This window comes from Intrasporangium oryzae NRRL B-24470 (assembly GCF_000576595.1).
In the GTDB taxonomy this organism is placed as follows: domain Bacteria; phylum Actinomycetota; class Actinomycetes; order Actinomycetales; family Dermatophilaceae; genus Intrasporangium_C; species Intrasporangium_C oryzae.
In genome coordinates this window covers 36942-48952 of record NZ_AWSA01000037.1, presented here as the reverse complement: position 1 = coordinate 48952, position 12011 = coordinate 36942, and the positions used below count along the sequence as shown (strand labels likewise).

The following is a 12011-nucleotide window of genomic DNA, read 5'->3' as shown; positions in this document are numbered from 1 at the left end:
GGGGGGGTCAGGGTTCGAGGGCGGGGGAGCGGGCCGGTGACACCTCGCTCTCGCCGGTGGCGAGCTTGCTGTGCGAGCGCGAGTAGCCGAAGTAGATGACGAACCCGAGCACCATCCAGATGACGAACCGGATCCACGTCTCGATGCTGAGGTTGAGGATCAGGTAGAAGCAGGCGAGGGCCGACAGCCACGGGACGACCGGGTTGCCGGGGACGGTGAAGGCGCGCTTCAAGTCGGGGCGCCGCTTGCGCAGGACCGGGATCGCGAGCGAGACGAGCATGAACGCCGACAGCGTCCCGATGTTGACCATCTCCTCGAGCTTGCCGATCGGCGTGAGCGAGGCGATGAGCGCTACGAGGGTGCCGATGATGATCGTCAGCTTGATCGGGGTGCCGGTCCTCGGGTTCGTCACGCCGAGCGAGCCGGGCAGCAGGTGGTCGCGGCTCATGGCGAAGGTGACCCGGGTCGCGCCGATGAGCAGCGTCATGACGACCGTCGTGAGGCCGGCCACGGCTCCCGCCGAGATGAGGGTGGCGTAGCCGTCCTTGCCGACCTGGGTGAAGGCCGTGGCGAGGGCCGCCTTCTCGTCGATCTGCGAGAAGGGCTGCATCCCTGTGATGACGAGGGCGACAGCGACGTAGAGGACCGTGCAGATGGCGAGGGAGCCGATGATCCCTCGGGGCAGGTCGCGTTGCGGGTTCTTGGCCTCCTCGGCCGTCGTCGCGACGACGTCGAACCCGATGTAGGCGAAGAAGACGATCGCCGCGCCGGACATGATCCCGAGGATGCCGTAGGTCGAGGGCGTCACCCCGGTGAGCCACTGGAAGAGCGGGGTGGTCAGGCCTTCCGCGGCGGTCCCCGGCGAGGACGGCGGGATGAACGGCGACCAGTTGTCGCGGTTGATGAACCCGATCCCCGCAAAGATCACGAAGAGCACGATGAAGAGCTTGATCCCGACGAGGAAGAGGTTGACCCGCAGCGACTCCTTGATGCCGGTGGCGACGAGCGCGGTCAGGGCTGCGACGAGGACGAACGAGGGCAGGTCGAAGTGCGAGCCCGGACCGACCGACTCGGGCCACGTCACGCCGATCTGTCCGAGGAAGGTGACGAGGTACTGCGACCATCCTTGGGCGACCACGCTCGCGCCCAGCATGAGCTCGAGCAGGAGGTCCCAGCCGATGATCCACGCGACGATCTCCCCCAACGTGGCATACGAGAAGGTGTAGGCCGAGCCCGAGATCGGCACCGTCGACGCGAACTCCGCGTAGCAGAGGGCCGCGAGCCCGCAGACGATCGCGCCGATGATGAAGGACAGGACGATCGAGGGGCCGGCATACTCCTTGGCGGCCTTGCCCGTGACGGTGAAGATACCGGCACCGATGATGACGCCGATGCCGAAGACCGTGAGGTCGAGTGCGGTGAGGCGGCGTTTGAGGTGGTGGTCGGCCTCTTCGGCCGCGGCCATGGACTGCTCGATCGTCTTCGTACGGAACAGGCTCATGCGGACCTCCGGACGCGGGACGCGGGACTGGTCCCCACCCAAACTAGACCCGCTTCCGCCGTCGAGGCGAGATCTGGGCCGCCCCTGGCGGCCGACGGGACAGAGAGGGGTGGTCAGCCCTCGGACGACGTCGGCTCGGGTGGCGGACCGCCGACGGGCCAGATGGGGCCGGTGTCGGCCCCGCGCCGCCGGCGGCGGATGTCCTCGCTCGAGTAGAGGGACTCGCCGTCACGGGTCGGCTCGACGGCGGGCCGGTGGACCGGCTCGGACACAGGCCGGTGGACCGGCTCGGCCACGGGCCGGTGGACCGGGAGGGCCCGGGAGTACGAGTCGAGCCGGTCCTGGACAGGGGTGTGGATCGGGTTGACGTCGGGGTAGCCGGGCTGGCTGCCGAAGGGCGCGAAGGGGGTGCCGTCATCGCCGCCGTGACCTCCCGGGCCACCCGAGCCACCAGGGCCACCGAAGTCGTCCGGGCCGCCGAAGCCCTCCTCGCCCTCCTCACCCTCGAACTCGGGCTCGGGTGCGGGCGGGACGATGTGGAAGATCTCGGCGCAGATCGCGCGGTAGGTCTCGTCGGGGTGGGGGACGAAGTTGATCGTTCGGAGGGCCTGGTCCTGGCCGGCGCTCTCGAGGATGAAGCGGCCGAAGCCGAGGAACTGCCCGGTGATGCTTCGCTCGTAGCTCATGTCGGTGACCTTGAGGAGCGGCATCATCGCGACCTTGTGGGTGATGAGGCCGTAGCGCAGGATGAGGCGCTTGTCGGTCGCGACGAACCAGTCGTGACGCCACTCGAGCAGGATCCACAGCATCCGCACGAGCATGATGAAGAAGACCCACCAGAAGAGCGTGCCGAGCATCTGGCTCTTGGACGTCACGTTGGAGTCGATGAAGAGCGCGACGATGAAGGCGAGGATGGTGATGCCGACGTCCTTGGCGATCTTGGCCGGGTGGGAGTGGTTGGCCGCGACGATCGTCTCCCCGGGCAGCAGGACCGACTGGAGTCCTGCGGGGACGTCGTCTCGTCGGATCGCCATCGGGTGCCTGTCAGCCGCGCCGCATCAGCGGTTGAGGATGGAGTTGAAGAACGCGAGGATCGCGTTGAACCCGGCGACGATGAGGTCCCAGATGCTCACGACGATGTCGGCCGCCTGGGCGGGTGCGGTGAAGATCGCATACAGGAAGAACGCGAGCACCACGAAGAGGATGACTTTCTTGGCCTTGCCCATCGGTCCGGTGCTCCTCGAGTCGGGGTTCGCCGTCGGTCCGTCCCACCACGGACCCACGACACAGGGGTGGTGACAGTCTGCCGCAGTCCGGCCGCGTCCACCGTCAGGGGGATCCGCGTGTCGGTGGATGCGGCAGTAGTCTCCTCGCGTGTCCACCCTGCGGGAGCCTTCGGCCAGCATGTCGTATGCCGCTGCGCTCCGTTCCGCTCTCGAGCGGGCTGTGCGCGGGGTGCCGGAGCGCGATCTCGCTGCGGCAACGGAGTCGCTCGTGGCCCGCTACCGGTCGGTGGCCGCGGCGTCGGCGCCCATCCTCGCCTCGCCGGTCCACGTCGTGGCATATGCGGCATATCGGATGCCGGCGACGCACGCGGCCCTGTCGCGGGTGCTGAGGGACGTCGCATCCGCGCTGGCCGGCTCGGGGCTCGAGCCGCGCACGCAGCTGGACCTCGGGGGCGGGACCGGCGCGGCGGCCTGGGCTGCGGCCGGGGCGTTCCCCTCGATCGAGTCGGTCACCGTGCTCGACCAGGTGGGGGAGGCGCTCCGGCTCGGGCGCGACCTCGTGGCCGAGGCGCCGACGGAGTCGTTGCGGACGGCCCGCTTCGAGCGGGCGCGCGCCGGGGCGTGGCCGAACGTGTCGGCCGACCTCGTCACGGTGTCGTACGTCCTCAGCGAGCTCGACCCGGGGCAGCAGGCGGCCCTCGTCGCCGACGCCATGAGCCGTGGACGGGTCGTCGTCGTGGCCGAGCCGGGCACGCCGGACGGTTATGCCCGGATCCTGCGGGTCCGGGCCGCGCTGCTCGCGGCGGGCTGGAGGCTCGTCGGCCCGTGCCCGCACGAGCTGGCCTGTCCGCTGGGCGAGGGGGACTGGTGCCACTTCGCCGCCCGGGTCAACCGGTCCGCGGCGCACCGGCGGATCAAGGGCGGCGAGCTCTCCTACGAGGACGAGAAGTACTCGTGGGTCGCCGCGGTCGCGCCGGACGCGACGGTCGAACCGGACCCGGCGACCACGTCGAGCTCACTCAGCGCGGCGCGGGCTGCGGGTCGCATCCTGCGCCACCCGATGAAGCGCAAGGGTTTCGTGGAGTTCCAGGTGTGTCGCCCGGACGGTTCGGCCGGGCGCGAGGTCGTCTCCAAGAAGGCGGGCGACCGCTATCGCGCGGCCCGGGACGCCGAGTGGGGCGACGCCTTCCCGCGCTGAACCGCGGGACGCGGCCCAGCGGCATACGGGATGGTCAGACGACGCCGTAGAGGCGGTCGCCCGCGTCGCCGAGGCCGGGGACGATGTAGCCCTTGTCGTTGAGCTTCTCGTCGATCGTGCCGAGGACGACCTTGACGGGGATGTCGGAGTCGGCAAGCTCCTCCTCGAGGTGCTGGATGCCCTCGGGCGCGGCGAGCAGGCAGACGGCGGTGATGTCGCGGGCGCCCTTGGCCGTGAGGTAGTCGATGGCCATGACGAGCGTGCCGCCGGTGGCGAGCATCGGGTCGAGGATGAAGACCTGGCGGCCGGTGAGGTCGTCGGGGAGGCGGTTGGCGTAGGTCGAGACCTCGAGCGTCTCCTCGTTGCGGATCATCCCGAGGAACCCGACCTCGGCGCTCGGGAGGAGCTTGACCATGCCGTCGAGCATCCCGAGGCCCGCGCGGAGGATCGGCACGATGATCGGCTTCGGGTTGGACAGCTTGATGCCGGTCGTCGGCGCCACCGGGGTGTTGATCTCGAACGGCTCCACCCGGACGTCGCGCGTCGCCTCGTAGGCGAGCAGGGTGACGAGCTCCTCGGCGAGCCGCCGGAACGTCGGGCTGTCGGTCCGCTCGTCGCGCAGGTAGGTCAGCTTGTGGGCGATGAGCGGGTGGTCTGCGACATGGACGTCCATGGGTGGAAACTTAGCGCGTGAAGAAGGATTCCGAGACCCCCGCGGGAGGGTCCGTCGAGACGTATGCCGCCTGGCTCGGTGAGGCGCTCGCTGTGGCCTCCGAGGCCGCCTCGTCGGAGGACGTCCCCGTCGGCGCGGTCGTCGTCGACCCCGAGGGCGTCGTCATCGCCCGCGGGCGCAACGTCCGCGAGGAGCGTGGCGATCCGACCGGCCACGCCGAGATCGTCGCTATCCGCGAGGCCGCGGCCGCGCTCGGGACCTGGCGCCTCGAGGAGTGCACGCTCGTCGTCACCCTCGAACCGTGCGTGATGTGCGCCGGTGCGGCGATGGCGGCCCGGGTCGAACGGATCGTCTTCGGCGCCTGGGACCCGAAGGCTGGAGCGTGCGGATCGGTCTGGGACCTGACCCGCGACCGGCTCGCGACGCACCGCGTGGACGTCGTCGGCGGGGTCCGCGCGCAGGAGTCGGCCGCCCTCCTGGTCGATTTCTTCGAGAGCCACAGGGTCCGGTAACGTACCTCCCGGTGGCGTGTCCGAGCGGCCAAAGGAGCACGCCTCGAAAGCGTGTGTGGGGGTAACTCCACCGTGGGTTCAAATCCCACCGCCACCGCCAAATGAAGCAGGACCCCGACACGCTTTTCGTCGGGGTCCTGCTTCATTTTGTTGGACGCTGCGGGATTTGGGAGGAGGCCGGAGCGAAGCGGAGGCCGACGGTTCCCACCGCCACCGCCATGTGAAGTCTCATTGGATGAGTATGGGGACGCGGGTCCGGGAGCAAAGCAGGCAAACACGCAGAGCGGGAGGCTCGTGTCAGGCGTGGGTGAGAGTTCGGTGGTCCCCCTTGAGTCTCGAGCGGGGGGTCGAGACGGAATGCGCTGTGTTTTCTGCATGATCAGGATCACCCTTGACGCAGTGGACGGGCCCGTTGACGAGCGAGAACTCTGGGGAGCAGCGTGAAGCCAGCGATCATCTGCAGAGACAAGGAGAACAACGTGAGCCTCTACGCGGTCACCGACCCGGCCACCGGCGAGGTCGTCCAGCAGTTTCCCACCGCCACGGACGCCGAGATCGAGGCGGCCATCGCGGCCGCCGCGGCCGCCAGCAAGGGTTGGGCGCGAAGGACGACGGTTGCCGAACGTGCCGCCCTGGTGAGACGGGTTGCCGAGCTGCACACCGAGCGCAAGGACGAGCTCGGCGCCATCATCGTGCGCGAGATGGGCAAGCCGCTCGAGGACGCGGTCGGTGAGGTGGAGTTCAGCGCGGCGATCTACGAGTACTACGCGGACAACGCCGAGAAGCTCCTCGCGGACGAGCCGATCGAGCTGCTTGATGGCGACGGCTCGGCTCTGATTCGCCGGTCGCCCTACGGCGTCCTGCTGGGGATCATGCCGTGGAACTTCCCCTACTACCAGGTCGCCCGGTTCGCCGGACCGAACCTGTGCATCGGCAACACGATCATCCTCAAGCACGCGCCCCAGTGCCCCGAGTCTGCTGCCGCGATCATGCAGATCTTCGTCGACGCGGGCTTCCCGCCCGGGGCCTACGTCAACGTGTACGCCACGAACGAGTAGGTCGCGACGGTCATCGAGGACCCGCGCGTGCACGGCGTCTCGCTGACTGGGTCGGAGCGGGCGGGTGCCGCCGTCGCCGAGATCGCCGGCCGCAACCTCAAGAAGGTCGTCCTCGAGCTGGGTGGCTCCGACCCGTTCATCCTGCTCTCGACCGACGACCTCGACTCGACCGTCGACGCCGCAGTCAAGGCCCGCCTCGACAACACCGGCCAGGCCTGCAACGCAGCCAAGCGGTTCATCGTCACGGAGGACCTCTATGCCCCGTTTGTCGAGAAGTTCACCGCGGCCGTCAAGGCCGGCGCTGAGGGCATCAGCCCCCTGTCCTCGGTCGCTGCGGCCGACCGGCTCCAGCAGCAGGTCGACGCGGCCGTCGATCAGGGCGCCCACCTCGAGTCCGCGGGCGAACGCAACGGCGCATTCTTCCCGACGGGTGTCCTGACCGGCGTCACCCCCGACAACGACGTCTACCAGCAGGAGCTCTTCGGCCCGGTCGCCATGGTCTTCAAGGCCGCCTCGGAGGAGGAGGCGGTGCAGATCGCCAACGACATCCCGTTCGGCCTCGGCTCCTACGTGTTCACCACCGACCGGGAGCAGGCGGAGCGCGTGGCCGACAAGATCGAGGCTGGCATGGTCTTCGTCAACGGCGTTCTGCTCGACGGGGCGGAGCTGCCGTTCGGCGGCATCAAGCGTTCCGGCTTCGGCCGTGAGCTGGGTCGGTACGGCATCGACGAGTTCGTCAACAAGAAGCTCATCCGCGTCTTGAGGTAGCGGGCAGGCACGGGCCCCGGACATGCGGGGCCCGTGTCCCCTCCATCGTCGGGCGGCGCCAAGAACCTTGAACGGGAGCTTCGGCGCGCGTCAGGGGTTGCGCACGACGGCGCCGCCCGATGTCTCGACCTGGGAGCTCTTCGGCGGGGTCGTCAACGTGAGCACGACGCCACCCGAGGCCGTGCCTGTGAGGGAGTCGCTCACGGTGAGGGTTGCCACCACGCCGCCGCTGAGATCGACGGTGGCGTTCGTGGCGCGCAGCTCGCCCAGGTTGGGGATCGCCCCACCACTGGCCTTCAGGTCGAGGGTGCCTGTGGACCCCGACAGCGTCGCGCGTGCGCCTCCGGACATCTGGACCGTGAAGTCCTTCGAGGTCCCGGCCGAGCCCGACGCGCTGGCGCCACCCGTCAGCTCGATGCCGGTGAGACCCGGAGCGGTGACCTTCACGACGAGGCCGCTCGGAGTCACGTAGCCGCTCGTCGTGTCGACCGTGAGGCGCGATCCCGACACCTCGGTCGTCGTGATGTCGATGATGTTGGGCTGCGCGGTGACCTCGACGTGGCGCGGGCCGCTGGCGACCTCGAGCTGGATGCCGGCGTTGGCCTGCACCTCGGTGAAGGCGGCCACGCTGCGGGTCTCCGAGGTCACCGCGCCCGAACCGACCACGACGCCACCGGTCGACCCGAAGCCGCAAGCCCCCGTGAGGCCGACGGCAGCAACGGCGAGCGCGAGGACGCGCAGTCGAACGGATCGGGACCTCGTCGCTGTTCTCATGGTTGCCTCCAGCACCCAGCCTGCTCCCATCCAATTCACGGCAGGCAGGCCCAAGGTCCCCCTTTGGTGCGCCGCCCACCGACCATGCTGCTGGAACCGGCATACGACCTGACGACGCGTATGACGTTCGGCGAGTGGACGCTCGCCGAGCTCCGCGTGCTCGACAGCGTCCGCCGAGGCGCTCAGTCGGGTTGACCCGCAACGGACTTCGTGATCGAGGGCGTGGTCCACGAGCCGTCGAGCACCTCCGGCCGTGGCCGGTACAGCCGCACCAGGTAGTTCCAGCCCTCCCCGGGCACCGGGATCGTGTTCGGCCCGGTGACGGAGTCGTCGGGCACGAAACGGACGGTGACCGATCCGTCGGCGTCGCGCACGGCCGTGACGCTGTTGAGCGTGTAGCGGCCGGAGGCGTTCGGCTCGAAGAACCCGGCGGCGTTGTACACGCTGACCGACCAGAACGCGTCGACCGGGACGTCGCGGAAGGTCAGCTCGTAGCTCCCGGGGCCGACCTTGGGGTCGACCCCGAGATAGGCGGCCTCGCTGGTCGGCAGGCCTCCCCAGCCGGCCGCCGTGCCGATGAGGTGGCGCACCGGCTCGACCTCGTCGGCCGAGCCGAACATCCGGTCGAACCCGGTGAGGTTGCGAGCCAGCGACAGCAGCGCCGCGCGCGTCTCGTCGAGCGAGGTCGGGTCGTAGTCGGGGCCCTGGAACGGCTCGTTCGACGACGCGGTGAGCGTGATGCCGTCCTGGATGGCGGCCGCCTGTGCCAGGTCGGCGGGGTCGTTCGGGTCGACGAGCACGCGGACGGCGACGAGCACGTGCGCCGAGCCGGCCTCCTCCGCGGTGAGCCGGAAGGAGCCGGGGCCATGGAGGACCTGCGGCACGTGGTGGTCCTCGTTCACGATCATCGCCGACAGGTACCGGCCGTCGGTCGGTGGCAGCACGAGCTCCGCGGGCGTCGTCAGGTCGACGACGGTGAAGCTGTAGAGGGTGTCGCGGTTGAGCCGGATGACGGTCTGGTCGTCGATGGGTGCAGGCTCGCGACTGTGACGGAGCCGGTTGACGCCCCCGGCATCGCGCTGGATGTCGGTCAGCATCCGGGCCGTCTCGGCTCGGACGAAGTTGTCGACGTTCACCAGGAGGCTCATGCGGTCGGTTCCTCTCCCATGGGTGGCCGGGGACGGCGTACGCCGATGCTAGGAAGGGCCCCTCTGCTCGAGCCTCACTCTCCGAGGGTGATACGCGCGGGGTCCATGGGGTGCGGGAGACGTCGACTTATGCCGCTGAGCCCCCCGTCACCTGCCCGGCGCCGTCCGGCTGCGCGACGTCGGTGCGGTCTGCCATCCTCGGGAGATGCAGTCGGTGTACGAGGCCGCTGGCGGCCACGAGGGGCTCGTCCGCCTGGCACGCGCGTGGCACGAGCGGGTCATGGCCGACGAGGTGGTGAGCCACGCGTTCAGCCACGGCCTTCGCCCTGACCACATCGAGCGGCTCGCCGCCTACCGGTCCGAGGCCCTCGGGGGCCCGACGACGTACTCCGACAGGTACGGCGACGAGAGCTCGGTGGTCCGAACGCACAGTGGCAACGGCCCGCACGAGGAGATGGACCGGCGCGCGATCGCGTGCTTCGACCAGGCCCTAACGGACGTGGCTCTCTTCGAGGACGACCCGGTCAGGGCGGTCCTGCGCGACTACTTCGCGTGGGCAACGAGGACGACGATGTCGCGCTACCACGACTCCGCCGCCGACGTGCCTGCCGGGCTGACCATCCCGCACTGGTCGTGGGACGGCCTCATCGGCTGACGCATTCGATGCCCGCGTCCACCCGCACGCCACGCAGATCGAGGGTCATCGAGCGGGCAGCACGCAGAACTCGTTGCCGTCGGGGTCGGCCAGCGCCACGGCGCCTTCGGTCCCCGGGCCGCTGGCGACGCGGGTCGCCCCGAGGGAGAGGAGGCGGTCGACCTCGGCCCTCAGGTCGTCGGCGACCGATGGGGCCAGGTCGAAGTGCAGCCGGTTCTTCCCCGTCTTGGGCGGCAGCGGCGGACCGCCCCAGGCGATCTTGGTCCCGCCGGCCGGCGACTGGATCGCGGTCTCCTCGCCCTCGTCCCAGACGAGCGGCCAGCCGAGCGCCTCGCTCCAGAAGTGCCCGACCGCGCGCGTCCCGTCGCAGGCCACCTCTCCGAGGAAGCCGCAGCCCGCGAGGAAGCGGTTGCCCGGCTCGATCACGCAGAGCTCGTTGCCCTCCGGGTCGGCGAGCACGACGTGCTCCTCCTCCGGTAGCTGCCCGACATCGAGGTGCCGGCCGCCGAGCTCGAGTGCGCGCTCCACCGTCGACCGCTGGTCGTCGAGAGACGTGCTCGTCAGGTGCAGATGCATTCGGTTCGGGCCGGTCTTCGGCTCAGTCGTCGCGTTGAACCGGATGCCGAACCCGGTGCCGCCGCTCGGCCAGATCCCCCGGCCGTCGTCGGCGACCGGCCAGTCCAGGACGCCGCCCCAGAAACGCGCGAGCCCGTGGGGATCCTTCCCGTCGATACAGAGGGCGACCAGGATGGACGTCATCAGGCTCTCCGATCTGCCGCCGAGCCGCCGCGGACCCGGACCTTCGTGCGCGACGAGGAGTGACCACGCTAAAGCGCTCGGGAACCGGGCGGCAACGCAATTGCGGTGGCGTGAGCGGGCAGACCGCGCCGGTCCCGCCCGCCGGGCTGAGCGGCATACGGTCGCAGCGCCCCCACGGGGCTGGCAGAGTGGTGTCCCGTGACGGGTGAGCGGCCCCTGCTCGGGTTCGGGCTGCCGGTGTCGGGACCCTGGGCGACGCCGGACACGATGCGCCACGTCGCCCGTCGCGCCGAGGCGCTCGGGTACGCGTCCCTGTGGACCTTCCAGCGCGTCCTCTTCCCGGTCGACGGCGGCCTCGAGCCGTCGCACCGGGCCGTGCTCGACCCCGTCGTGGCGCTCGCGTACGTCGCCGGGCACACCGAGCGGATCGGGCTGGGGACGGCGACCATCTGTGCACCGTTCACCGCGCCCGCGCTCCTCGCGAAGGCGATGGCGTCCCTCGACGTCGTGACCGGCGGTCGGCTCACCGTCGGTCTCGGGATGGGCTGGTTGACGCAGGAGTATGCCGCTGCCGGCGTGCCCTTCGAGCGGCGGGGTGCGCGCTTCGAGGAGTACTTGCACTGCCTGGTGGCGCTGTGGACGCAGGACCCGGTGGAGTTCGCCGGCGAGTTCTTCACCGTGCCGCGGTCGCACGTCGGCCCCGCCCCGCTGCAGCGACCGCACCCTCCGGTGCTCCTCGGCGGGTCTGCCGCGCCCGCGCTGCGCCGTGCGGGCCGGCTCGCCCAGGGATGGATCGGCAGCAGCCAGCAGGACCTGACCCGGATCGGCGCGTGTGTCGAGACCGTGCGCGACGGAGCGCGCGAGGCCGGGCGTGACCCGGGGGCCGTTCGCATCGTCGTGCGCGGCGTCGTCGACCTCACCGCGGACGAGCCTGCAGGGCAGCGCCGCCCGTTTCACGGCACGCGCGAGCAGGTGCTGGCGGACCTCGACGCGCTGGGCGCCCAGGGTGTCACCGAGGTGTTCTTCGACCTCAACCTCTCGCCTCGGGTCGGCTTCCCGAGCGTCGACCCCGGGGAGGCGCTCGCGTATGCCGAGGACGTCCTCGACGCCTTCGCCCCGGCGCACTGGGGCCGGTAGCGCAGGGTTGGGCGGCGGTCAGGGGTGGTCGGGGGTGCCCGAGTCGCGAGCCGCCCAGCCGGTGACAGCCGCGACACGGAGCACGAGGACGCGTACGAACGGCTCGTCGCGGTACTGCGTGAAGCGCCGCGCGAGGAGTGCCGCGAGGCTCGCCTCCCGGCCTGGCGGCGGAGCGGGCTCGTAGCGCAGCCCGGCGCGCACCCACCACAGCCGGGACCAGTCCCGCGGGTCCCAGTGCTCGACGAGCAGGGTCGCCCGGGGGTCGGCCTCGAGGTTGCGCTCGCGCTGCAGCCGGGTGGACGCCTTCGGCTTCACGACGTCGACGGGGATGCCGACGAAGCCGTCGTCGTCCACGACGAAGACGACGGGCACCGCATCGACGCCGCGAACCGCGTGGATCGTGCACAGCACGCCGTGGTCGTGCGCCGCCAGCCGAGCCCTCGCCACCTCGGGGTCGAGCCTCATGCTTCCTCCTGGTGGGCGGCACCCGGCATCCGTCACGCCCATCGTAGGTCGGCCCCCACCGGCCGCGCCGGGACCGCCGCGGACCCGTACCGCTCTGGTCGGAGCCGACCTACGATGGGCCCGGTGCTGCGGTGCCT

General features: G+C 70.5%; 13 protein-coding genes, 1 tRNA gene and 1 pseudogene. 7 read left to right on the top strand and 8 right to left on the bottom strand.

What is annotated here, in order from left to right:
- Positions 1–7: 7 nt before the first annotated feature.
- The 3 genes from N865_RS15650 to N865_RS23065 form a co-directional block, all read right to left on the bottom strand.
- Complete coding sequence (locus N865_RS15650; protein ID WP_034807882.1) at positions 8–1501, bottom strand: amino acid permease; 1494 nt, start codon at positions 1499–1501, stop codon at positions 8–10.
- A 113-nt stretch (positions 1502–1614) separates the two neighbouring features.
- The gene (locus N865_RS21905) at positions 1615–2535 is read right to left on the bottom strand and encodes a PH domain-containing protein (RefSeq protein ID WP_051510711.1); all 921 of its coding nucleotides are present in this window, start codon (positions 2533–2535) and stop codon (positions 1615–1617) included.
- 24 nt (positions 2536–2559) lie between these two features.
- Entirely contained in the window at positions 2560–2727 is a 168-nt protein-coding gene (locus N865_RS23065) for a hypothetical protein (RefSeq protein WP_169735754.1), read from the bottom strand.
- 148 nt (positions 2728–2875) lie between these two features.
- Here N865_RS23065 and N865_RS15640 point away from each other — a divergent pair, with 148 nt between their 5' ends.
- Entirely contained in the window at positions 2876–3925 is a 1050-nt protein-coding gene (locus N865_RS15640) for a small ribosomal subunit Rsm22 family protein (protein WP_245603793.1), read from the top strand.
- 34 nt (positions 3926–3959) lie between these two features.
- Here N865_RS15640 and upp read toward each other — a convergent pair whose 3' ends face one another.
- Complete coding sequence (gene upp / locus N865_RS15635) at positions 3960–4598, bottom strand: uracil phosphoribosyltransferase (RefSeq protein ID WP_034807878.1); 639 nt, start codon at positions 4596–4598, stop codon at positions 3960–3962.
- A 17-nt stretch (positions 4599–4615) separates the two neighbouring features.
- On the opposite strand from upp, the gene N865_RS15630 reads away from it, so the two are divergent.
- The 3 genes and pseudogenes from N865_RS15630 (at position 4616) to N865_RS15620 (ending at position 6936) form a co-directional block, all read left to right on the top strand.
- The gene (locus N865_RS15630; RefSeq protein WP_034807876.1) at positions 4616–5110 is read left to right on the top strand and encodes a nucleoside deaminase; all 495 of its coding nucleotides are present in this window, start codon (positions 4616–4618) and stop codon (positions 5108–5110) included.
- A gap of 10 nt (positions 5111–5120) precedes the next feature.
- Positions 5121–5210: transfer RNA gene (locus N865_RS15625), tRNA-Ser, on the top strand.
- A 379-nt stretch (positions 5211–5589) separates the two neighbouring features.
- Positions 5590–6936, top strand: a pseudogene (locus N865_RS15620) (NAD-dependent succinate-semialdehyde dehydrogenase).
- A gap of 90 nt (positions 6937–7026) precedes the next feature.
- Here the strand turns inward: N865_RS15620 and N865_RS15615 are convergent.
- Positions 7027–7710: a GIN domain-containing protein gene (locus tag N865_RS15615; protein ID WP_034807874.1), complete on the bottom strand. Its 684-nt coding sequence runs from the start codon at positions 7708–7710 to the stop codon at positions 7027–7029.
- Between the two features lie 66 nt (positions 7711–7776).
- Here N865_RS15615 and N865_RS23745 point away from each other — a divergent pair, with 66 nt between their 5' ends.
- Positions 7777–7905 (top strand): hypothetical protein, encoded by a 129-nt coding sequence (locus N865_RS23745; protein ID WP_281173506.1) that lies wholly within the window; start codon positions 7777–7779, stop codon positions 7903–7905.
- Here N865_RS23745 and N865_RS15610 read toward each other — a convergent pair.
- Positions 7893–8858 carry a DUF1214 domain-containing protein gene (locus N865_RS15610; protein WP_034807872.1) on the bottom strand — a complete coding sequence of 322 codons (966 nt, stop codon included), beginning with the start codon at positions 8856–8858 and terminating at the stop codon, positions 7893–7895. The genes N865_RS23745 and N865_RS15610 overlap by 13 nt on opposite strands.
- A 205-nt stretch (positions 8859–9063) precedes the next feature.
- Here N865_RS15610 and N865_RS15605 point away from each other — a divergent pair, with 205 nt between their 5' ends.
- Complete coding sequence (locus N865_RS15605; RefSeq protein ID WP_034807870.1) at positions 9064–9513, top strand: group II truncated hemoglobin; 450 nt, start codon at positions 9064–9066, stop codon at positions 9511–9513.
- A 45-nt stretch (positions 9514–9558) separates the two neighbouring features.
- On the opposite strand, the gene N865_RS15600 is transcribed toward N865_RS15605, so the two are convergent.
- Positions 9559–10272 carry a VOC family protein gene (locus N865_RS15600; protein WP_034807868.1) on the bottom strand — a complete coding sequence of 238 codons (714 nt, stop codon included), beginning with the start codon at positions 10270–10272 and terminating at the stop codon, positions 9559–9561.
- Positions 10273–10470: 198 nt separating this feature from the next.
- Between N865_RS15600 and N865_RS15595 the strand changes: the two genes are divergently transcribed.
- Complete coding sequence (locus N865_RS15595; protein WP_034807866.1) at positions 10471–11409, top strand: TIGR03619 family F420-dependent LLM class oxidoreductase; 939 nt, start codon at positions 10471–10473, stop codon at positions 11407–11409.
- A gap of 18 nt (positions 11410–11427) precedes the next feature.
- Here N865_RS15595 and N865_RS15590 read toward each other — a convergent pair whose 3' ends face one another.
- The gene (locus N865_RS15590; protein WP_034807864.1) at positions 11428–11874 is read right to left on the bottom strand and encodes a PNPOx family protein; all 447 of its coding nucleotides are present in this window, start codon (positions 11872–11874) and stop codon (positions 11428–11430) included.
- Positions 11875–12011 lie beyond the last annotated feature (137 nt).

Coding starts and splice junctions, on each gene's coding strand:
- N865_RS15650 (WP_034807882.1), bottom strand. CDS start 1,501: ATGAGCCTGTTCCGTACGAAGACGATCGAGCAGTCCATGGCCGCGGCC.
- N865_RS21905 (WP_051510711.1), bottom strand. CDS start 2,535: ATGGCGATCCGACGAGACGACGTCCCCGCAGGACTCCAGTCGGTCCTG.
- N865_RS23065 (WP_169735754.1), bottom strand. CDS start 2,727: ATGGGCAAGGCCAAGAAAGTCATCCTCTTCGTGGTGCTCGCGTTCTTC.
- upp (WP_034807878.1), bottom strand. CDS start 4,598: ATGGACGTCCATGTCGCAGACCACCCGCTCATCGCCCACAAGCTGACC.
- N865_RS15615 (WP_034807874.1), bottom strand. CDS start 7,710: ATGAGAACAGCGACGAGGTCCCGATCCGTTCGACTGCGCGTCCTCGCG.
- N865_RS15610 (WP_034807872.1), bottom strand. CDS start 8,858: ATGAGCCTCCTGGTGAACGTCGACAACTTCGTCCGAGCCGAGACGGCC.
- N865_RS15605 (WP_034807870.1), top strand. CDS start 9,064: ATGCAGTCGGTGTACGAGGCCGCTGGCGGCCACGAGGGGCTCGTCCGC.
- N865_RS15600 (WP_034807868.1), bottom strand. CDS start 10,272: ATGACGTCCATCCTGGTCGCCCTCTGTATCGACGGGAAGGATCCCCAC.
- N865_RS15590 (WP_034807864.1), bottom strand. CDS start 11,874: ATGAGGCTCGACCCCGAGGTGGCGAGGGCTCGGCTGGCGGCGCACGAC.